General features: G+C 72.5%; 19 protein-coding genes and 1 pseudogene. 5 read left to right on the forward strand and 15 right to left on the reverse strand.

What is annotated here, in order from left to right; all coding sequences use genetic code 11:
- Nucleotides 1–3: 3 nt before the first annotated feature.
- The 3 genes from ASD11_RS17665 to mobA all read right to left on the reverse strand — a co-directional run bounded on the left by ASD11_RS17665 (nt 4) and on the right by mobA (nt 1100).
- Nucleotides 4–150 carry a DUF1059 domain-containing protein gene (locus ASD11_RS17665; protein ID WP_082554098.1) on the reverse strand — a complete coding sequence of 49 codons (147 nt, stop codon included), beginning with the start codon at nt 148–150 and terminating at the stop codon, nt 4–6.
- A 150-nt stretch (nt 151–300) separates the two neighbouring features.
- Complete coding sequence (locus ASD11_RS01900) at nt 301–558, reverse strand: DUF6457 domain-containing protein (protein WP_056282555.1); 258 nt, start codon at nt 556–558, stop codon at nt 301–303.
- Entirely contained in the window at nt 555–1100 is a 546-nt protein-coding gene (mobA, locus tag ASD11_RS01905) for a molybdenum cofactor guanylyltransferase (RefSeq protein ID WP_082554099.1), read from the reverse strand. The genes ASD11_RS01900 and mobA overlap by 4 nt, the downstream gene beginning before the upstream one ends.
- 51 nt (nt 1101–1151) lie before the next feature.
- On the opposite strand from mobA, the gene moaA reads away from it, so the two are divergent.
- The gene (gene moaA, locus ASD11_RS01910) at nt 1152–2204 is read left to right on the forward strand and encodes a GTP 3',8-cyclase MoaA (RefSeq protein ID WP_056282560.1); all 1053 of its coding nucleotides are present in this window, start codon (nt 1152–1154) and stop codon (nt 2202–2204) included.
- Between the two features lies 1 nt (nt 2205).
- Nucleotides 2206–3465, forward strand: coding sequence for a molybdopterin molybdotransferase MoeA (locus ASD11_RS01915; RefSeq protein WP_200940034.1), 1260 nt, complete (start codon nt 2206–2208; stop codon nt 3463–3465).
- Here the strand turns inward: ASD11_RS01915 and ASD11_RS01920 are convergent.
- Genes ASD11_RS01920 through ASD11_RS01950 form a run of 7 tightly spaced genes read right to left on the reverse strand, consistent with a single transcriptional unit; the run spans nt 3420 to nt 13110 of the window.
- Nucleotides 3420–4136, reverse strand: coding sequence for a sirohydrochlorin chelatase (locus ASD11_RS01920; RefSeq protein WP_056282563.1), 717 nt, complete (start codon nt 4134–4136; stop codon nt 3420–3422). The two genes, ASD11_RS01915 and ASD11_RS01920, sit on opposite strands and share 46 nt — an antisense overlap.
- Nucleotides 4136–5251, reverse strand: a complete 1116-nt coding sequence (locus ASD11_RS01925) for a uroporphyrinogen-III synthase (protein WP_056282566.1) — start codon at nt 5249–5251, stop codon at nt 4136–4138. The genes ASD11_RS01920 and ASD11_RS01925 overlap by 1 nt, the downstream gene beginning before the upstream one ends.
- On the reverse strand, nt 5248–5607 hold the full coding sequence (gene nirD / locus ASD11_RS01930; protein ID WP_056282573.1) for a nitrite reductase small subunit NirD: 360 nt from the start codon (nt 5605–5607) through the stop codon (nt 5248–5250). The genes ASD11_RS01925 and nirD overlap by 4 nt, the downstream gene beginning before the upstream one ends.
- Nucleotides 5604–8141 carry a nitrite reductase large subunit NirB gene (gene nirB / locus ASD11_RS01935; RefSeq protein WP_056282576.1) on the reverse strand — a complete coding sequence of 846 codons (2538 nt, stop codon included), beginning with the start codon at nt 8139–8141 and terminating at the stop codon, nt 5604–5606. The genes nirD and nirB overlap by 4 nt, the downstream gene beginning before the upstream one ends.
- Nucleotides 8138–9514: an FAD-dependent oxidoreductase gene (locus ASD11_RS01940; protein WP_156464544.1), complete on the reverse strand. Its 1377-nt coding sequence runs from the start codon at nt 9512–9514 to the stop codon at nt 8138–8140. The genes nirB and ASD11_RS01940 overlap by 4 nt, the downstream gene beginning before the upstream one ends.
- Nucleotides 9511–11562 (reverse strand): molybdopterin oxidoreductase family protein, encoded by a 2052-nt coding sequence (locus tag ASD11_RS01945; protein ID WP_082554100.1) that lies wholly within the window; start codon nt 11560–11562, stop codon nt 9511–9513. Before ASD11_RS01945 ends, ASD11_RS01940 begins: the two co-directional genes overlap by 4 nt.
- Nucleotides 11563–13110 carry an MFS transporter gene (locus ASD11_RS01950; RefSeq protein ID WP_056282580.1) on the reverse strand — a complete coding sequence of 516 codons (1548 nt, stop codon included), beginning with the start codon at nt 13108–13110 and terminating at the stop codon, nt 11563–11565.
- A gap of 163 nt (nt 13111–13273) precedes the next feature.
- Between ASD11_RS01950 and ASD11_RS01955 the strand changes: the two genes are divergently transcribed.
- A complete protein-coding gene (locus ASD11_RS01955; RefSeq protein ID WP_056282581.1) occupies nt 13274–14278 on the forward strand; it encodes an NADP-dependent oxidoreductase in 1005 nt (334 codons plus the stop codon).
- Nucleotides 14279–14311: 33 nt separating this feature from the next.
- Here the strand turns inward: ASD11_RS01955 and ASD11_RS01960 are convergent, their stop codons facing one another.
- From ASD11_RS01960 to ASD11_RS01965, 3 genes are all read right to left on the reverse strand, one after another.
- On the reverse strand, nt 14312–14629 hold the full coding sequence (locus tag ASD11_RS01960) for a hypothetical protein (RefSeq protein WP_056282583.1): 318 nt from the start codon (nt 14627–14629) through the stop codon (nt 14312–14314).
- Entirely contained in the window at nt 14622–14762 is a 141-nt protein-coding gene (locus ASD11_RS17975; protein WP_156464545.1) for a hypothetical protein, read from the reverse strand. Before ASD11_RS17975 ends, ASD11_RS01960 begins: the two co-directional genes overlap by 8 nt.
- Before the next feature lie 101 nt (nt 14763–14863).
- Nucleotides 14864–17152, reverse strand: a complete 2289-nt coding sequence (locus ASD11_RS01965; RefSeq protein WP_082554101.1) for a catalase — start codon at nt 17150–17152, stop codon at nt 14864–14866.
- Between the two features lie 168 nt (nt 17153–17320).
- Between ASD11_RS01965 and ASD11_RS01970 the strand changes: the two genes are divergently transcribed.
- Together ASD11_RS01970 and ASD11_RS01975 are read left to right on the forward strand one after the other, a co-directional pair.
- On the forward strand, nt 17321–18502 hold the full coding sequence (locus tag ASD11_RS01970) for an SfnB family sulfur acquisition oxidoreductase (RefSeq protein WP_056282586.1): 1182 nt from the start codon (nt 17321–17323) through the stop codon (nt 18500–18502).
- A 53-nt stretch (nt 18503–18555) separates the two neighbouring features.
- On the forward strand, nt 18556–19440 hold the full coding sequence (locus ASD11_RS01975; RefSeq protein WP_056282590.1) for a bile acid:sodium symporter family protein: 885 nt from the start codon (nt 18556–18558) through the stop codon (nt 19438–19440).
- On the opposite strand, the gene ASD11_RS01980 is transcribed toward ASD11_RS01975, so the two are convergent.
- The gene (locus ASD11_RS01980) at nt 19433–19972 is read right to left on the reverse strand and encodes an HNH endonuclease signature motif containing protein (protein WP_056282592.1); all 540 of its coding nucleotides are present in this window, start codon (nt 19970–19972) and stop codon (nt 19433–19435) included. The two genes, ASD11_RS01975 and ASD11_RS01980, sit on opposite strands and share 8 nt — an antisense overlap.
- A gap of 110 nt (nt 19973–20082) precedes the next feature.
- Nucleotides 20083–20739 (reverse strand): annotated as a pseudogene (locus ASD11_RS18890) (DUF222 domain-containing protein); the annotation flags it as partial.
- Nucleotides 20740–20746: the final 7 nt, after the last annotated feature.

The following is a 20746-nucleotide window of genomic DNA, read 5'->3' on the forward strand; positions in this document are numbered from 1 at the left end:
GTGTCAGACCACCATCGTGAGGATCATCTCGCGGCTGTACTCGCGTCCGGGGTGCGCCTCGGCCAGGTGGGCCTGGGTGAGGCTGACGATCTCGTCCTCGTCGGCGCCCACCAGGTTGGCGCCGCAGGGGCAGCTGAGCGACTTGGTCATGGTTCCTCCTCGATCCGGTGGTGCTGTCAGTCTCCAGCATCGACCCCGTCGGGGCAGCCCGAGCCGTGACCACCGTCACCGTGGTGAGGTCGTGAGGTGGAGTTCACGTCGTGGGGCAGGCGGCGGCCGTCATCCTGAAACGGTGCTCCGTCAGTGTGGGTCCGGTGAGGACGAGTCCCGTGCTGCCACGACCCGCTCGACGGCGGCCACGACCTCCTCGAGCGTGCGACCCTGCGCGAGAGCTGCCCCGGCGAGGAACGTCGTGAGCGGGGCGGCCGGCCGGACCACGGCGTGGGCTGCGGTTCCGGCCAGGTCGAGGAGGGTCTCGACATCGGTCTCGACCGTGAGGCCCAGCTCCTGGGAGACCTCGAAGACCCAGGCCTGGAGGACGCTGTCGTGATCGCTCACAGCTCGATCCCGAAACGTTCTGCGTCGGCCGGGACGTCCACGTCGTGGGCCTCCACCCGGACCTGGCGGAGCGCGATGCCGTCCACGAGTCGTCTCATGCTGCCACCCTGCAGGTCGCACCGGGTGCGCGCAAGGAGCTCGGCTCCCGGGTACACCGCCAGCAGGTACTGCTCGCGTCCCTCGGCGTCGACGGCGATGGCCGGACCGCCGGCGGCGCGCACCAGGGCGAAGGCGGCGGCCACCTCGGGCACGTCGCACGCGAGGACCGCCACGAGGTCGGCCGGCTCGCCCAGCGCGGAGAGGCCTGCCCCGACGGCTGACGCAGGTCCGCTGCCCACGGGGTCCTCGACGGCGTGCAGCAGGCCCTCGACCGGGGGCCGGTCGCCCACCACCACGATGCGCCTCGCGCCGGCGACGGCATCGACGGTGTGCTGCAGCAGGGTCGCCCCGCCGTGCACGAGCGAGGCCTTGTCGACGCCTCCCAAGCGGGACCCGCGACCACCGGCGAGGATAATGGCGTCGAAGGGTGGTCCCGGTGTCATGCACGCGATTGTGCCCGACCCACCAGCAGCCGCCCCGAAGGATGTGACGCGATGAGCACGATGCTCCAGTGGCCCGCGTCCCGACCCGCCCGTCCCGGCGACCCCCTCGTGGACTCGTTCGGTCGTGTCCACTCCGACCTGCGTGTCTCCCTCACCGACCGCTGCTCCCTGCGCTGCACGTACTGCATGCCCGAGCAGGGCAACCTGTGGCTCGAGCGGTCCACCCTGCTCGACGCCGCCGAGATCGAGGCCATCGCCCGCGTGGCAGCGCTCGACGGCGTCGACACCTTCCGCCTCACCGGTGGCGAGCCGCTCCTGCGCCGCGACCTCGCCGAGATCGTCCGTCGACTCGCGGCGCTCACGGTCGGGGGACGACCCGTCGAGGTCAGCATGACCACCAACGGCATCGGCCTGGCCGGCCGGATCGACGAGCTGGCTGCTGCCGGCCTGTCCCGCGTCAACATCAGCCTCGACACCGTGCGCGCCGACCGGTTCGCCGAGCTCACCAAGCGCGACCGCCTGGCCGACGTGCTCGACGGCATCCGTGCCGCGGCTGCGTCGGGTCTGCGTCCGCTCAAGCTCAACACGGTGGCCATGCGCGGTGTCAACGACGACGAGCTCCACGACCTCGTCGACCTGGCCGTCGAGCACGGGGCCGAGCTGCGCTTCATCGAGCAGATGCCGCTCGACGCGGGCCACACGTGGGACCGCTCCACGATGCTCACGCGCGACGAGATCCTCGAGACGCTCTCCGCGCGCTGGCGCCTCACCGAGGTCGACGGGCGCGGCGACTCCCCGGCCGAACGGTTCCACCTCGACGGCGGCCCGCACACGGTGGGCGTCATCGCTGCGGTCACGGCACCGTTCTGCGGGGCGTGCAACCGGCTCCGACTCACGGCCGACGGCCAGGTCCGGAACTGTCTCTTCGCCCGCGACGAGCTCGACCTGCGCCGCGTGCTCCGCTCCGAGCTCTCCGGCACGGAGCGCGACGCTGCCCTCGACAGCGTCCTGCGCGCCTCGGTGCTGGGCAAGCAGGCCGGCCACGGCATCGACGACCCGGAGTTCCTCCAGCCCGGACGCGGCATGAACGCCATCGGTGGCTGACGTGGCTGCTCCGCACGTGGGCGCGGGCACGGTCTCCGTCCAGGAGCACCTGCGGCGGATCCTCGACGCCACCCGGCGTCTCCCCTCGGAGCGGGTCCCGCTCCGAGCGGCAGCCGGCCGGACCCTCGCCGCCGACCTCCGAGCCGTCCTGGCCGTCCCCGCCTTCGACAACTCGGCCATGGACGGCTTCGCGGTCCGCTGGGCCGACGTCGCGCAGGCCTCGGGCGACTCCCCGGTCGTGCTCGACGTCGTGGGCGACCTCCCCGCCGGCTCCGAGCACGATCCCGCCCTCGGCCCGGGCCAGGCCGTGCGCATCATGACCGGATCGGTCGTCCCCACCCAGGCCGACACCGTCGTCCCTCTCGAGGACACGCGCGAAGGTCTGGTCGACGGGCAGGCCCATGTCACCGTCCTGACGGCCCCCCGTCACGAGGGCCGGCACGTGCGTCGCCTCGGCGAGGACGTCGCGGTGGGCGACCCGCTGCTCCGGGCCGGGACCCGCCTCGGCCCGCGCCACGTGGCGGCGGCGCTCTCGGCCGGTCACACCGAGGTCGAGGTCGTCCGCACCCCGCGCCTCGCCGTGTTCTCCACCGGCAGCGAGCTCGTCGACGACGGGTCACCACTCGGCCGGGGACAGATCCCGGAGTCCAACGGCGCGATGATCGCCCAGCTGGCTGCCGAGGCCGGAGTCGAGGTGGTCCACACGGGCGTCGTGCCCGACGACGACGGGCACCTCGTGGAGGTCCTGCGAGAGGTCCGGCACGACACCGACGTCGTGGTCCTCACGGGCGGTGTGAGCGCAGGTGCCTACGACGTCGTGAAGTCCGCCCTCGGCAGCACCGGCGAGATGGGGTTCTGGACGGTGCGGATGCAGCCGGGCAAGCCGCAGGGCTTCGGCGTCACGGCCGACGGCCGCCTCCTCGTCGGACTTCCGGGCAACCCGGTGGGCGCGGCCGTGTCGTGGGAGGTCTTCGTCCGGCCCGCGCTCCTGACCATGCAGGGCCGCTCCGACGCCCACCGCCGCGTGGTCCGGCTCCCCGTCACCGACGGCTGGCCCTCCTCGGAGGGCCGGACCCAGTACGTGGCGGTCGAGCTCGACACGTCCGACCCGGGGCAGTGGCGGGTGCGCCCGGTCTCGGTCGGCTGCTCCGGCTCGCACCTCGTGGCCTCCCTCGCGCGGGCCGACGGCTACGCCGTGCTGCCCGAGGAGACCACTCAGGTGGAGGCCGGCGACCTCGTCGACGTCCTGCTGGTGGACTGACCCGACTGCAGGGCGCGCTCGACCACGAGGTCGACGACCGCCTCGTGCGGCCCGATGACGCCGGCCACGAGGTCGGCGCCGGCGGCCCGGGCGTCCTCGGCCACGCGGTCGGCGAAGTGGCCCGCAGCCAGGAGGTAGGGCGAGACGGCGTGTCCGGGCCGGATGACGTCGCGCGGTCGGGGGAGCGACCCGGCGAAGGCGGCCACCTCGACGGGGGCCCGCCACAGGGCGGCCAGGAGGTCGGCGGCGCCCTGCAGGTCGGCGGCACCGCGGGGGTCGCGGGAACCGGCTGAGACGAGCACGACGGGCTGCCCCACCTGGGCCCCGGCCTCGAGGAGGCGGGCCGCGAGGGCCCGGGTCAGGTGGGCGTGCGGACCCAGCGGCGGGGTGAGCGTGACGGTCCCGGCGGAGCGCAGTGCGGCGGCGGGGAGGTCCACGGCCACGTGGTAGCCGCGGGAGAGCAGCAGCGGGACGACGACGGTCTCCTCGCCGTCGTGCTGGCCACCGCGGGCGGGCTGGGCCATGACGTCGGCGAGCAGCGGCTCGCACAGCTCGACGTACGAGGACGTGCCGGTGACGCCGAGCCGGTGCGCGGCAGCCGCCGTGAGCTGCTCGGCCACGAGGTTGCCGGCCGGGTTCCGGGTGCCGTGGGCGACGGTGACGAGGCGCATCAGACGTCCACCGCCAGGCGGTAGCCGCGCTTCACGACGGTCTGGACGGCACGGGTGCCGAGGGCCGAGCGCAGCCGGGCGACGGCCATCTCCACGGCGTGCTCGGAGCCGGCCGTGCCGGAGGGGAGCACGGCCAGGAGGGCCTGGCGGGAGACGACGTTGCCGGGGTTGGCCACCAGGATCTGCAGCACGGCGGCCGGCGCCGGGGAGAGCTTGACGGGCGAGCCGTCCACGAGCACCTCGTCGCCGTGCAGGAGCAGCTGGATGCCGCCCGCCAGCTCCAGCTGCAGCCCGGCCCGGCGCACCGGCAGCTCGACCTCGAGCTGCCTCACCATGGCCGCGATGCGTGAGCGCTCGGGGAAGATCGTCGGGATGCCCCACAGCTCGAAGGCGGCGGCGGTGACGGGTCCCACGCACGAGGCCACGGCATCGGCCTGGAAGGCGGCCACGACCTCGTCGCGCAGCCCGGCGGAGATGGCGGCGTCCATGAACGCGGCGGCTGCCGGGGCGGAGGTGAAGGTGACGGCGTCGACGTGTCCTGCGGCGAGCCGCTCGATCATGCCGAAGATGGGCTCAGGGTCCTCCGCGGGCTCCACGCGGTAGATCGTGACCGTCTCCACCCGGGCGCCTTGACGCCTCAGGGCGTGGGCCACCATGGAGAGCGACTGCCCGTGCTCCTGGACGATGATGCGCAGCCCGGTGAGGTCGCGCCCTCGCAGGTGCGCGAGCACGTCGTCGAAGGACTCCGACTGCGGTGACCAGAGCTCCCGCAGGCCGCGCCGACGCAGGGCGCCGACGCTCTTGGGCCCGCGCGCGAGGATCTCGGCGGGCTCGAGGTGCATGATCAGCCGGTCGATGAGGCCCCACTCCTCGGCCCGGTCGAACCAGACCTTGATGCCGATGCCCGTGGTGACCAGCAGCATGTCGACCGGCTCGGCCAGGACCGACTCCGTGGACTCGCGCAGCCGCTGCTCGTCGACGCGGTTGGGGTCGATGGACAACGTCGGCGCCCACGCCACCTCGGCCCCGCGCCGCTCCAGGAGCGCGATCTGCTCCTCGGCGCGACGGGCCGCGGTGACCCCGATGCTGAAGCCGCTGAGGGGGAGGTCGCTCACGCGCGTCCCGTCCCGGACGCCGGGCCCACGAGGACCTGGCCGTCGCGCACGACGACGGGATAGGTGGTGACGCGCACGGTGTCGTCGTCGAGGCACACGCCGGTGCGCAGGTCGAAGGCCTGCTTGTGCAGGGGCGAGGCCACGAACGGCCGGTCGCCGCGCGTGCCCACGATGCCCCGCGACAGCACGGAGGCGTGGCCGAAGGGGTCGTAGTTGGAGAGCGCGTGCACGTGGTCATCGTAGGTGCGGAAGACGGCCACGACGTCGCCGTGCGCGAGAGCGGCCACGCCGCCCTCGCGGTCGATGTCCTCGAGCGCGCACACGGCGACGAGCTGTTCGGTGGTGGCGTCGCTCATGACTCACGCACCGAGATCGTCGCGCCGAGGCTCACGGGACCCGCGCTGGGTGACGGCACGATCTGGTCGCGCGAGGTGTCGAAGGCGATGTTGGGGTCGGGCGTGCCGGGCGCGTTCACGAAGGACACGAACTTCCTCATCTTCTCGGGGTCCTCGATCGTGGCCTTCCACTCGTCGAAGTACGTGTCGACGTGGCGCGCCATCGCCGCCTCGAGCTCGCTGCCGAGCCCCAGGGCGTCGTCGACGACGATCTCGCGGACCCTCTCGAGACCGCCGTCGAGCGCGCCGATCCAGGTGGAGGTGCGCTGGAGCCGGTCGCCCGTGCGGATGTAGTACATGAGGAACCGGTCGAGGTAGCGGACGAGCGTGTTGTCGTCGAGGTCGCTCGCGAGGAGCTGGGCGTGCGCCGGCACGGCACCGCCGTTGCCGCCCACGTAGAGGTTCCAGCCCTTCTCCGTGGCGATGATCCCGAAGTCCTTGCCCCGCGCCTCGGCGCACTCGCGGGCGCAGCCGGAGACGCCGCCCTTGAGCTTGTGGGGGGACCGCAGCCCGCGGTACCGCAGCTCGAGCGCGATGGCCATGGCCACCGAGTCCTGCACGCCGTAGCGGCACCACGTGGAGCCGACGCACGACTTCACGGTCCGCAGCGCCTTGCCGTAGGCGTGGCCGGACTCGAACCCGGCGTCCACGAGGCGCTTCCAGATGGCGGGCAGCTGCTCCATGCGGGCGCCGAACATGTCGATGCGCTGGCCGCCCGTGATCTTCGTGTAGAGCCCGAAGTCGCGGGCCACCTCGCCGATGACGATGAGCTTCTCGGGCGTGATCTCCCCACCCGCGATGCGCGGGACGACCGAGTAGGTGCCGTTGCGCTGGATGTTGGCGAGGAAGGCGTCGTTGGTGTCCTGCAGCGGCCGGTTGTCCTGCGCCAGCACGTGCCCGTTGAGCTGGCTCGCGAGGACGCTCGCCACGACGGGCTTGCAGATGTCGCAGCCGCGCCCGCGGCCGTGCGCCTGCACGATCTCGTCGAAGCTGCGGTAGCCGTGCACGAGCACGACGTCGAAGAGCTCCGCGCGGGTCATGGAGAAGTGCTCGCACAGCGAGCGGTCCACCACGACGCCCTGGCTCGTGAAGTAGTCCTCCACGATCTTCTTGACCTGCGGCTTGCATGACCCGCACGTGGCACCGGCCTGCGTGCACGTGGTGACGCACGCCGCGGAGTCGCAGCCACCGTCGACCGCGCCCTCGATCTCGCCCTTCGTGACGGTGTTGCAGGAGCACACGACCGCCTCGGCCGGCAGCGCGACGGCGGAGGCCCCGCTCGACGCGGGGAGGATGAGCTCCTCGGGGTTGGCCGGCAGCTCCATGTGGCTCGAGACCATGGCACGCAGCAGCCCGTAGGCGCTCGCGTCGCCCACCAGCACGCCACCGAGCAGGTGCTTGCCGTCGTCGCTGATGACGAGCTTCTTGTAGACCCCCGCGACGGCGTCGGAGAACACCAGGTCGACCGAGTCGGCGGTGGTGCCGTGCGCGTCGCCGAAGCTCGCGACGTCGACGCCGAGCAGCTTGAGCTTCGTGGACATGTCGGCGCCCGTGAAGGTGCCGGCGCCGTCGAGCAGCGCGTCGACCACGATCTCGGCCATCGTGTAGCCCGGCGCGACCAGGCCGTACATGCGCCCGGCGGGCGCCGCGCACTCGCCGATGGCCCAGACGTGGTCGGCGCTGCTGCGCAGCTGCTCGTCCACGAGCACGCCGCCGCGCTCGGCCACGGCGATGCCGGCCGCTCGGGCCAGCTGGTCCCGCGGTCGGACGCCGGCGGAGAACACCACCATCTCGAGCGGCACGGTCTCGCCCGAGGCGAACGTGAGGCCGGTGACCCGGCCGTCGCCCTCGATGCGCTCGGTGGCCTTGGACGTGTGGATCGTGAGCCCGAGCTTCTCGACGTGGCCGGCGAGGATGCGCCCGCCGGCGTCGTCGACCTGGGCCGACATGAGCCGGGGGTTCATCTCGACGACGTGCGTCTCCACCCCCAGCTGACGCAGCGCGTTGGCCGCCTCCAGCCCGAGGAGCCCGCCGCCGATGACGGCACCGACCGTGGCGCCGGCTGCGGCGTCGCGGATCGCCTCGAGGTCCTCGATCGTGCGGTAGACGAAGGTGCCCTCGAGGTCGTGGCCGGGGACGGGCGGGACGAACGGTGCCGAGCCGGTGGCCAGCACGAGCTCGTCGTAGGACAGCTCCTCGCCCGTGGTGAGGACGACGGTGCGCGTGGCCGGGTCGACGGAGGCGGCCGAGGTGCCGAGGCGCAGGCTCACCCGAGGGTCGTCGTAGACGCCACCGGGCAGCAGGCTGAGCCGGTCGGCGCCCACCTCGAAGAACGACGTGAGGGCGACCCGGTCGTAGGCGGCTCGCACCTCCTCGCCCAGCACGACGATGTCGTACGTCTCGGACAGGCCGCGCTCGACGGCCGCCTGCACGAAGCGGTGGCCGACCATGCCGTGGCCGACCACGACCAGGCGCTTGCGGAGATGTGGACTCATGAGGTCATCCCTTTCACCAACGGAGAGAGCAGGTTCTGACAGGTCGAGAGGCAGCCGCCGCAGCCGGTCGTGGCCCGGGTGGACTCGCGCACCTCGTCGATCGAGGAGCAGGCCCGGATGCGCCCGGCGCTCACCCCGGCGCACGCACAGACCTCGGCGTCGTCGGGGAGCGGCGCGGGGGTGGCGGGGCGTGGGGCCATGAGCAGGGCGCCCGGCTCGGCGGGGCCGAGCACGGTGCCGCGGTCGAAGGCCTGCGTGATGTAGCCGACGCGGGACAGGTCGCCCACGAGCGTGGCCGCCACGATGACCCCGCGGTCGACGACGAGCTTCTTGTGCGTCCCCGTCACCGGGTTGGAGACCTGGACGACCTCGCCCAGGGCCTTCTCCGGGTCGCCGAGCACGGCGACGTCGAGGTCGGTGGCCCGGAGCCGGGCCACCGTGCGGTGGCCGCTGTAGCGGGCGGGGCACCCGGCGAGGAGGTCGCCGGCGACCCGGGCCTGCTCCCACGCGGGGGAGACGAGGCCGGGAGTGCGGCTCTCGTGCTCGGCGCAGTCGCCGACGGCCAGGATGTCGGGGTCGGAGGTGGTGAGGGAGTCGTCGACGACGATGCCGCGGCGCGTCTCGAGGCCGGCCTGCCGGGCCAGCGTGGTGCGCGGCCGGCTGCCGGCGGTGAGGACCACGAGGTCGGCGTCGAGCTCGTACCCGTTGTCGAGCCGCAGGCCCGTCGGGGTGAGGCGGGTGGCGCGGACCCCGGTGTAGACGGCGGTGCCGAGCTTCTGGAGGCTCCGGGCGAGGATCGCGCCGGCCTGGCCGTCCACCTGGTGACGCAGCACGTGCTCGCCCACCTCGACGAGCTCGGTGCGGAGGCCGCGGATGCTGAGGGCCCGGGCGACCTGCAGCCCGAGGAGTCCGCCGCCCACCACGATGGCGCTCGCGGCGCCGGGGAGCGTGGCCAGGAGACGCTCGCAGTCGGCCAGCGTGCGGAAGGCATGGACCCGGTCGTCCAGTCGACCGTCGGCATCGACGAGCCCGCGGATCGGCGGCAGCTCGGGGATGCTTCCCGTGGCCAGGACGAGTCGGTCGTAGGGCACGCGGCTGCCGTCGGCGAGCTCGACGGCGTGCTCGTCGCGGTGGACGGCGACCGCCGTCGTGCCGAGGCGGAGGTCGATCCCGTGCTCGCGGAACCAGCTCGTCCCACGCAGCGCGATGGCCTCGGGACGGTGCGTCCCCTCGAGCACCGCCGACAGCAGGATGCGGTTGTAGGGCGCCCCACGCTCCTCGCCGAGCACGACGACGTCGGGGACGCCGTGCTGGACGAGTCGCTCCACGAGGGCCACGGCGGCCATCCCGTGGCCGACGACGACGGTGCTCACGTGGTCACCTCGGCCGCGCAGACCTTGAACTCCGGCATGCGGCTCGACGGGTCGAGCGCGTCGGAGGTGAGCCGGTTGGCCCCGACCCAGTGGAACGGCACGAAGACGGTGTCGGGGCGGATGGTCTCGACGACGCGGGCCGGGGCCCGCATGACGCCGCGGCGGGTCCGCACCGACACGGGGTCGCCGTCGTGGGCACCGATCCGCAGGGCGAGCAGGGGGTGCAGCTCCACGAAGGCGCCGGTGTCGGGCAGGTCCTTGATCCGACGTGTCTGGGCGCCCGACTGGTACTGCGCCAGGACGCGACCCGTCGTGAGGTGCACGGGGTACTCGCCGTCGACCGGCTCGGCGGGGCCCTCGTGCTGCACGGCCACGAAGCGGGCGAGGCCGTCGGCGTGGAGGAAGGTGTGGGCGAAGAGCCGCGGGGTGCCGGGGTGCGGCGCTCCCTCGGTCGCGGGGCAGGGCCAGAAGACCCCGTCCTCGGCGCGGATGCGGGCGTAGTCGATGCCGCTGTAGTCGGCCTTGCCGCCCGCGCTCGCGCGACGCAGCTCCTCGAAGACCTCCTCGGGGTCGGTCGACCAGGTGGAGGGGGCGCCGAGCCGCTCGGCGAGGCCGGTGATCAGGTCGAGGTCGGAGCGGACGCCCTCGGGCGGGGTCACGGCCTGCTGCCGCAGGATGACGCGGCCCTCGAGGTTGGTCATGGTGCCGGTCTCCTCGGCCCACTGCGTGACCGGCAGGACGACGTCGGCGAGGGCGGCGGTCTCGCTCATCACGATGTCGGCCACGACGAGGAGGTCGAGCGAGGCGAGGCGCTCGGTCACGCGGGAGGCGTTGGGCGCAGAGACCACCACGTTGGAGCCCAGCACGAGGAGGCTGCGCGGCCCGCCGTCGGTGCCCAGGGCCATGAGCAGCTCGTAGGCCGAGAGTCCCTTCCCGGGGAGGTCGTCGGCGTCGACGCCCCACACCGCGGCCACGTGGGCGCGGGCGGCGGGGTCGTCGATGGACCGGTAGCCCGGCAGCTGGTCGGCCTTCTGGCCGTGCTCACGACCGCCCTGGCCGTTCCCCTGGCCGGTGAGGCAGCCGTACCCGGCGAACGGACGACCCGGGAGCCCGAGGGCCAGGGTCAGGTTGACCCACGCGAGCACGGTGGCGGTGCCGTCGGCGTGCTGCTCCGCGCCGCGGGCGGTGAGCACCATGACGCGTCGCGAGCTCGTCATGAGGGCGGCGAGCTCGCGGAGCTGGTGGACCGAGACGCCCGTGACCCGCTCGACGCGCTCGGGCCACCAGGACGCAGCGGCCTGCCGGGCGTCCTCGAACCCCACCGTGCGGTCCGCCACGTACTCCTCGTCGACGGCCCCGGCGGCGTCGACGAGGTGGAGGAGCCCGAGCGCGAGCGGCAGGTCGGTGCCCGGGACGGGCTGGACGAAGAGGTCGGCCCGGTCGGCCGTGCTGGTCCGGCGCGGGTCGATGACGACGACCTTCCCGCCACGCTCGCGCAGACGATCGAGGTGACGCGCGGCCGGCGGCATCGTCTCGGCCAGGTTGGACCCGACGAGGACCACGACATCGGCCTGCTCGACGTCGGCGAGGGGGAACGGCAGGCCCCGGTCGACGCCGAAGGCCTGGTTGTTGGCGCTCGCGGCCGACGACATGCACCACCGGCCGTTGTAGTCGATCATCCGCGTGCCGAGCGCGACGCGGGCGAGCTTGCCCAGCTGGTAGGCCTTCTCGTTGGTGAGCCCGCCGCCGCCGAACACCGCGTTGGCGTCCGGCCCGTGCTCGGCCCGGAGGGCGGCGAGCCGGCCGGCCACGAGGTCGAGCGCCTCGTCCCAGCCGACGGCGCGCCACTCGTCGGTGGCCCGGTCCCGGACGAGCGGGGTGGTGAGCCGCTCCCGCGAGCCGCGCAGTCCCGTGGCCGTCCAGCCCTTGCGGCACAGCGCTCCCTCGTTGACCGGGAACGCGCGCGCCTGCACCTCCAGGCGGCGACCCTGGCGAGCCAGGGTCATGCCGCACTGGAGGCTGCAGTAGGGGCAGTGGGTGTCAGTCACTCAGACCGCCCGGTAGCGCGAGCCCGAGGCCCGGAGGAACACGGCCCACGTGACCGCGGCGCACACGACGTAGAAGGCGGTGAAGATCCAGAACGCCGTCTTGGTGGCCGAGAGCGGGTCGCTGACCCAGGGGCTGTTGAAGGTGATGGGGATCAGGAACCCGCCGATGGCACCGATCGCGCCCACGATGCCCAGCGCCGCCGACGAGCGCTTGCCCTGGCTCTTGATGGCCGTGTCGGGGCCGGCGCCGGCCAGCACGTCGGCGTCGGCGTCGCGGCGGAAGATCGACGGGATCATCTTGTACGTCGAGCCGTTGCCGATGCCGCTGAACACGAACACCAGGAGGAAGGCGGCGAGGAACCACGGGAACACCGCGCTGTTGGAGTCGACCGCCGACTGCACGGCGGCCGGGAACTCGAAGGCAGCCGGGTCCTGGGCGATCTTCGCGAGCTGGTCGGCGGAGGGCGGCGGCGGGAGCGTGGTGAGCCGGCTCAGGGCCACGAGCACGAGGAGGGTCGACGCGATGATCCCGCTGAAGGCGAACAGGGTGACCTTGGCCCCGCCCACGCGGTCGGCGAGCCAGCCGCCGATGGGCCGTGCGGCCGATCCGACGAGCGCGCCGAGGAACGCGTAGAAGGCGAAGTTGATGCCGATGCCCTCCACCGACGGGAGCGGCTGGCGCCAGAAGTTGAGCTTGATGAGCAGCGGCATGGCGGCCGAGTAGCCGATGAAGGAGCCGAACGTGCCGATGTAGAGGAACGCCATGACCTGCACGTGGCGGTGCTTGATGACGCTCAGCTGCTCCCGCGGCTTGGACTCCAGTCCCTCGAGGTCGTCCATGAAGAAGTAGGCCGCGACCGTGGCCACGACGGCGAGGGCCGCGTAGAGCCAGGCCGCGCGCTCGAGGTGGATGCCACCCTCGCTGGCCTTGACCAGCCCGAAGATGCCGGCGCCGCCCACCACGACGGGCAGCAGGAACTGGATGAGGGAGACGCCGAGGTTGCCGCCGGCGGCGTTGAGACCGAGCGCGGCGCCCTTCTTGGACGTCGGGTAGAAGAAGTTGATGTTGGCCATCGAGGAGGCGAAGTTGCCGCCGCCGAAGCCCGCGGTGGCCGCGATGAGGCAGAACGCCCAGTACGGCGTGCCGGGCTGGGTGACGGCGTACGCGAACCCGAGCGTGGGCACGAGCAGGAGCGCAGCGCTCACCATGGTCCACGTGCGCCCGCCGAACTTGGGCACGGCGAGCGTGTACGGCACACGCAGGAGCGAGCCCACCAGGTTGGGGATGGCCACGAGGAAGAAGAGCTGCTCGGGGGTGAAGGCGAAGCCTTGGGACACGAGGAACGCCGAGCTCACGCTCCAGATGAGCCAGACCGAGAACCCGAGGTGCTCGGCGAAGATCGACCAGGCCAGGTTGCGGCGGGCGATCGGGGCGCCGGTGGAGGCCCAGAACGCCTCGTCCTCGGGCCGCCAGTCGGTGATGAGGCGCTTCTTGCGCTTCGGCTCGGTCGGGGTGACCGGGCTCGGACTCTGCGTGGTCGTCGTCATGAGGTCTCCTGCGTGCGGGTCGGGATGGTCCGATCCTGCGATCGCGGTGTGACGGGCGACGGCTCGTCGGCGTGGCGGTCTCGTCAAACCTTCCTCACGGCCTCACAGACCTCACGACCTCACCGGCTCGAACGCCCTCCGGGCCCGAGGTAGCGTCGAAGGCATGACTGTCACCGCACGCCGTGTCCACCTGGCCCAGCGACCGGTCGGGCTGCCCGACGCCTCCACGTGGTCGGTCCGCGAGACCCGGCTCGACGCCCCCGGGGAGGGCGAGGTCCTGGTCAAGGTGACGCACCTCTCGCTCGACCCGGCCATGCGCGGCTGGCTCAACGACGTGAAGTCCTACGTGCCGCCCGTGGGGGTCGACGAGGTGATGCGGGCCGGGGGCGTCGGCGAGGTGCTGGAGTCCCGTGACCCGCGGTTCTCCGTGGGCGACCCGGTGAGCGGCATGCTCGGCATCGCCGACCACGCCGTCGTGAAGGCCGACGAGCTGACCCCGATCGACCTGTCCGTGGCGGGCCCGGCCACGTGGCTCGGCGCGCTCGGCATGCCCGGCATGACCGCTTGGTTCGGCCTGTTCGACGTCGCCCGGCTCCAGGACGGAGACACCGTCCTGGTCTCGGGTGCGGCCGGGGCCGTGGGCAGCGTCGTGGGCCAGCTCGCCAAGGCCCGCGGCTGCACCGTCGTCGGCATCGCCGGAGGCCCGGAGAAGACCGCCTGGCTCACCGACGAGCTGGGCTTCGACGCCGCCATCGACTACCGCCAGGGCGACCTGAACCGCGCCATCAAGGAGGCCGCGCCGAAGGGCGTCGACGTCTACTTCGACAACGTGGGCGGCGAGACGCTCGACGCAGCGCTGCGGAACCTGCGGCGGGGAGCGCGCATCGCGATCTGCGGCGCCATCTCCACGTACAACGCCACCGAGCCGGTCCCCGGGCCTGCGAACTACATGTCGCTGCTCGTGAACCGGGCCTCGATGACGGGCTTCCTGGTCTTCGACTACGCCGACCGCTACGGCGAGGCCGTCGAGGGGATGGGCGCGATGATCGCCGACGGCTCGCTCGTCGCCCGCGAGCACGTGGTCGAGGGCGGGGTCGACGCCTTCCCGGACACGCTGCTCATGCTGTTCAGCGGCGCCAACACCGGCAAGCTCGTCCTGACGGTCTGAGCCGCCGGGGCAGGGTCGGCCCGGCAGCGCCGGTCAGTCCACGTCGAGACGGCCGACCCAGCGCGCGCCGGCGTCGCCGCCCCAGGCGTCCCACGCCACCCGGCCGGGCGAGGGGAAGCCCTTGCTGCCGCGCTTGAAGCCGTCGGCGTCCTTGTCGACGGTGTGGCGCGCGAAGTAGGCCTTCATCTTCTTGACCTCCGCGTCGCTCACCGCGTCCCCGTCGGCCAGCTGGTGGGCGCGGTGCCTTCCGACATCGGTGAAGTTCCGGCCGGCCTTGCCCTCCTCGATCCAGCGGACGGCACGCCGGCCGACCTCCTGGACGCCCTTCGGAGGGACGTGGCCGTCAGCCATCGGAGCCGCCCTCGTCCTTCGTCGGTCCCGTGGGCGGCACGGGCGCCTCCGGGCCGGTGGCGGGTGCGCCCTCTTGCACGGGGTCGACCGGTGCGCTGGGTCCGGTGTCCGGCTCGGGTGCGGGCTCGCTCATGGTCTCTCCTCTGCTCGGGTGGTCGTCCGGGACCAGGCGTACCCGGAGGTCGTCCGGGCAAACCGCCTGGTCCCGGACGTGGGTCGACCCGTCGGGGTGGCTCAGGCGATGCGGTCCCAGACCCGGTGCTCGCCCAGCAGGCCCACCACGGCCTCGACGACCTCGGACGCGTCGTCCGCGACCTGCACGCCGAGGGCCCCGGCCGGAAGACCGGCGGCCTCGAGCGCTGCCACGGCGTCGCCCCATCCACCGAGGGCCTTGCCGTGGCGGTAGGCCTCGGCCAGCAGGAGCGAGACGCGCGGGTCGAGCCCGGCGGCCGTCGGCTCGCCGGACTTGGCATCCAGGCCCGGCTCGGCGTCGGGTCCCGCCGGCGGTGCTCCCGCGAGCAGTATGGCGTCGAGCTCGATGGAGCGCAGCGTCAAGAACGTGCGCTGGACCGTGACCGGCTCGCCGGCGTCGTCGGCGAGCACGCCGCCGTGCGAGGCCACGACGAGCGGGACCATGTCGGCGGCGAAGATCGCGTCGCGGGCCGACCGCACCGCAGCGAGGTCGGTGGTCCCGTCCGGCACGACGATCCCGACGAGGCGACCGTCGGTCGGCCAGGTCTGGCCGAGCTGCGACAGCGCAGGGCTGGGCGTGGGCTCCGTGAGGGCGATGGTGGGCTCCGGCGCGGGCAGGCCGAGGCCGGTGGCGACGGTGGCGCACAGCCCGGTGTCGATGTTGGCCAGCGCGAGCAGCTGACGTTCCTTGACGGCCTGCTCGTAGCACTTGCCGAGCTCGAACGTGTAGGCCTGCGCGACGTGAGCCTGCTCCACCGGGGTGAGGCTCAGGTAGAAGAGCCGGGCCTGGCTGAAGTGGTCGTCGTAGGTGGTGGGGGACTCGCGCACCTTGCTGGCTGCCTGCACCGGCTGCGGCACGTCGATGAAGCCGCTCACGTCCTCCCCGGCGAGGAAGGGGCACCCGCCGTCGAGCGAGTTGGGACGGTAGGGCGCGACCCCGCTGTGGACCGCGTCCTGGTGGAACCCGTCGCGGAGCATGTCGTTGACCGGCGCGTGCGGACGGTTGATGGGGATCTGGTCGAAGTTGGGGCCGCCCAGACGCGTCAGCTGGGTGTCGAGGTAGGAGAACAGTCGACCCTGGAGGAGCGGGTCGTCGGTGGCATCGATGCCGGGGACGAGGTGACCCACGTGGTAGGCCACCTGCTCCGTCTCGGCGAAGTAGTTGCCCGGGTTGGCGTTGAGCGTCATGGTGCCGATGACCTGCACCGGGGCGACCTCCTCCGGGACGATCTTGGTGGAGTCGAGGAGGTCGATCCCCTCGAACAGCTGCTCCGGCGTGTCGGGGAAGACCTGGATGCCCAGGTCCCACTCCGGGTGCGCGCCCGCCTCGATGGCGTCGGCGAGGTCGCGACGGTGGAAGTCGGGGTCGACGCCGGCCGCGATCTGCGCCTCCTCCCACGTGAGGGAGTGGACGCCGAGCCGCGGCTTCCAGTGGAACTTCACGAGGGTGGTCTCGCCCTCGGCGTTCACGAGGCGGAAGGTGTGGACGCCGAACCCCTCCATCATCCGGTACGAGCGAGGGATGCCGCGGTCGGACATGTTCCAGATGGCGTGGTGCTGACCCTCGGTGTGCAGCGACACGAAGTCCCAGAAGGTGTCATGGGCGCTCTGCGCCTGCGGGATCTCCCGGTCGGGATGCGGCTTGCCGGCATGGATGACGTCGGGGAACTTGATGGCGTCCTGGATGAAGAAGACCGGGATGTTGTTGCCGACGAGGTCGAAGTTGCCCTCGGTCGTGTAGAACTTCACCGCGAAGCCGCGGGTGTCGCGCACCGTGTCGGCCGAGCCGCGCGAGCCCAGGACGGTGGAGAAGCGGGTGAAGACCTGGGTGGTGGCGCCCTCGGCCAGGAACGCGGCCTGCGTGAGGCGAGCGGCGGCACCGTTGGACTGGAACACGCCGTGCGCGGCAGCGCCACGGGCGTGCACCACGCGCTCGGGGATCCGCTCGTGGTCGAAGTGCATGATCTTCTCGCGCAGGTGGTGGTCCTGCAGCAGGACGGGACCGCGGGGGCCGGCCTTGAGCGAGTGGTCGGTGTCGCGCAGCGGCGTGCCGGTGGCGGTGGTGAGCCGCTCGCCCTGCTGGGCGGCGGCCAGATCGCCGTCCTTCGACGGTGCGCCCGTGGGCGAGTGCGGGACGGGTCCGTGCTGGTCGGCCTTGGGCGGGAGCGGGCCGTGCGGCTCGGTGGGCTCCTCCACCGTGGGGGTGCCGCTGCCCGGGGTCCCGGGGATGACGGGGGCGGCGTCCTTGACGGCGTTCTTCACCTCGTGGGCCACCTCGCTCGCCACGTCGCGTGCCTTGTCGACCAGTCCGCCGGACTCGTTCTCCTTCATGTGCGCTCCCTCGGGGTGGTTGGTGCAGTGGACCCGGAGGTACCCGAGGTGAGGAGGCGACAAACTCGACAGGCCGCCCGGGATCGGTCCGGTGCGTGAGACCGGTCGATGCCGACCCCCGCGAGACGCCACCGTGGTGCCGGTGCCCCGACCCCGAGGAGATCGCCCATGACGGACCTGGCCCCCGAAGGAGCGTCGGCGGTGCTCGACGCCGTGCGCCGTCTGCTGCCCGACCTGGCGGCGGGGGCGCACGAGCGCGACCGCGACCGGCTCCTTCCGCACGCGGAGCTGCGTGCCCTGTCCGACCTCGGAGCCTTCGCCGTCACGGTGCCGGCCGAGCACGGCGGGCCCGGCGGGGGAGCGGTGGAGGCCATCGAGCTCACGCGGCTGCTCGCCACCGCCGACCCGAGCATCGCGCAGGTCCCGCAGAGCCACTTCGTGTACCTGCGTCTGGTGGAGATCGCCGGCTCCCCGGAGCTCCGGCGGCGGGTGCTGGACGACGTGCTGGCCGGTGCGCGGGTGGCCAACGCCCAGTCGGAGCGCGGCGGCAGGGACATCACCGACATCCGCACCACCATCCGGGACTCGGCCGACGGGCCGGTGGTGGACGGCCGCAAGTTCTACGCGACCGGCAGCCTGTTCGCCTCGTGGTTGGCGGTGCTGGCCCGCGACCTCGAAGGGGTCGACCACGTCGCCTTCCTGCCGGCCGACACGCCGGGCGTGACGATCGAGGACGACTGGGCCGGGTTCGGTCAGCGGACCACCGGGAGCGGGACCGTTCTGCTCGAGGAGGTGCTGGTGGACCCGGAGCTCGTCGCTCCACGGGCCGAGGCCCTGACCGGTCCCTACGCCTACGGCCCGTACGCCCAGGCCCTCCACGCGGCGATCGACGCGGGTCTGGCCCGTGGCGCGCTGGCCGACGCCGCCACGTTCGTCCGCACGCGGACCCGGCCGTGGTTCGAGTCCGGGGTGGCGAGTGCCGGTGACGACCCACTCCTCGTCCAGCGGTTCGGCGAGCTCGAGGTGACGGTGCGGGCCGCCGAGTCGGCCCTCTCGGTGGGCGCCGAGGCGGTGGACCGTGCCTACGCGCTGCGGGACCCCGGGCTCCACGCCGAGGCGTCGCTCGCCGTGGCCGCAGCCAAGGTGCTGGCTGACCGGGCCGCGCTCGAGGTGACGAGCACGCTCTTCGAGGTGGCCGGCGCCGCCTCGACCGACGAGTCCCTCGGCCTGCACCGGCACTGGCGCAACGCCCGCACGCACACGACGCACGACCCGGTCCGCTACAAGGTCCAGCACCTGGGGCGCTGGGCCCTGCACGGCCAGGTCCCCCCGCGGCACGGCGTGATCTGACGGCTCGGTTGAGGCACGCAACCGTGTGACCCACGCCACTCCTACGCTGCGGCATGGACTCCTCACCGGTCATCACCATCGGGCTGCCCATCGCGCTGGCGATCATCATGTTCGGCCTGGGCCTCACGCTCACCGTGGCCGACTTCCGGGCCGTGGCCCGCAGCCCGCGGGCCGTGGTGGGCGCTCTCGTGCTGCAGGTGCTGGTGCTGCCCGTCGTGGCCTTCGGTCTCGTGAAGGCGTTCGACGTGGACCCGCTGCTCGCCGTCGGTGTCATGCTCCTCGCGGCTTCCCCGGGCGGGACCACGGCCAACCTCTTCAGCCACCTGTTCCACGGGGACGTGGCGCTCAACGTGACGCTCACTGCGATCAACTCGGTGATCGCGGTCGTGACGATCCCGCTCATCACGAACTTCGCCATCAGCCACTTCGACGGTGACGGTGACCTGGGCCTGCAGCTGGGCAAGGTGCTGCAGGTCGTGGCCATCGTGCTGGTCCCCGTGGCTGTGGGCATGGTGGTGCGCCGTCGCTCGGAGGGCGTGGCCGACCGGGCCGACCGCCCGGTGCGGATCTTCTCGATCGTGGTCCTCGTGGCGGTCTCGGTGGGCGCCATCCTGGGTGAGCGCGAGAACATCGTCGACTACACCCAGCAGGTGGGCCTTCTCATGGCCCTGTTCTGCCTCATCAGCCTCACCGTCGGCTACGTGGGCGCGCGTCTGCTCCGCGTCGACGAGCGCCAGGCCGTCTCGTGCTCCATGGAGATCGGGATCCACAACACGACCGTCGCCCTGACGATCGCCCTGAGCGTGCTCGACAGCTCTGAGGTGGCCATCCCGGCCGCCGTCTACTCGATCGTGATGTACGTGCTGGCCGCAGCGTTCGGCTACCTCGTGCTGCGGCCACGGGCCGCCCACCCGGCCGCGAAGCACGCGGTCAGGTAGCAACGGACCCGTTGCGGGGGTTGCGCTGCCAGATGGTGTGGCCGGGGGGTCTCCACTCGACGTGTCCGTCGGGTGCGATGCGGTGTTCCCAGTCCGTGTCGTGGACGTGGTGGTGGTGTCTGGTGCAGAGGAGGGTTCCGTCCTGCAGGTTGGTCTTCCCTCCGACGGAGTAGGGCGTGAGGTGGTGGGCCTCGGTCCACTCGGGTGGCCTGTCGCAGGTGGGGAAGGAGCATCCGCCGTCGCGGTTGGCCAGGGCGATGCGCTGATACTTCGTGAAGTAGCGCTTGGACTGTCCGTACTCCGTGGGCAGGGACGTCCCGTCCAGGACCATGGGGATGATGCCCACCCGGCAGGCGAGCTTGCGGGCTTGTCCGGCTGAGATGCGGGTTCCGTCCGAGAGCGTGGCTGGTGCGATGCCGTCGAGGAGGGTCTGGTGCTCGAGGGTGACGACGACCTGGGCTCCGACTCCGCCGTTGGAGGGCAGCTCTTCGACGGGGAGGTGGGAGCAGAGGTCGGTGAAGGCGCGGCCCATGCGGTGGGCGGGCCGGCGTCCTCGGGCACGGGTCCGAGCGTGGCATCGGGGTCGGAGAGGTGGGCTCGTGAGGGTGCGACGAGGGCTTCGAGTGCGGTGCGGAGCATGACGGCCTCGGCTTCGGGGACCTCGCCGCGGTATCCGTGCATGCCGTTCTTCTTGTCCCACATCACGAACGACGCGTTCTGGCGGGCGTGCCGCTCACGGTCGACCAGGAGGTTGTTCTCGTGGGCGTCGACGTCGGGCTTGGCCGCGTAGACGTCCATCAGTCGGTCGATGCGGCGTCGCAGGTCTCGGATCGTGAGCCGCTCGGCGTCCTTGAGCAGCGTCCGTTCGGCGAGATCCTTCTGGACGTCCGTCACGTCGGCGGGCAGCTTGTCCAGGCCGTTGGCGATGACGGAGGACTGCTCGAACGTCACCTCACCCCGAGACAGGGCGTCCTGGGTGTGGGTGGTCTTGGCCAGCTTGGCCGCCGTCTTGACCAACCGGTGCCCGGCCGCCTCGTCGCCTCCGAAGTCGCGTGCCAGCAGGTTTCCGGTGGAGGTCGCCCCCGACTGTCGGGCTGTACCGGCAGCCTCCAGGGCACGAGCCGCAGCCATCCTGTGGGCCGCCAACCGGGCTTCGACCCTCGCCATCTCACCGGACAACCGCCGCACCTCACCCGGCTCCAGACCCGACCACGCATCCAACGCCATCCGGTCCAGACCCGCATGCAGCACCGAGACACCAGCCACCAAGGGGTGGGAGTCGATCGGTTGAGCGGTCATGGAACCA

The organism is Aeromicrobium sp. Root495 (assembly GCF_001426755.1).
Lineage (GTDB): Bacteria > Actinomycetota > Actinomycetes > Propionibacteriales > Nocardioidaceae > Aeromicrobium.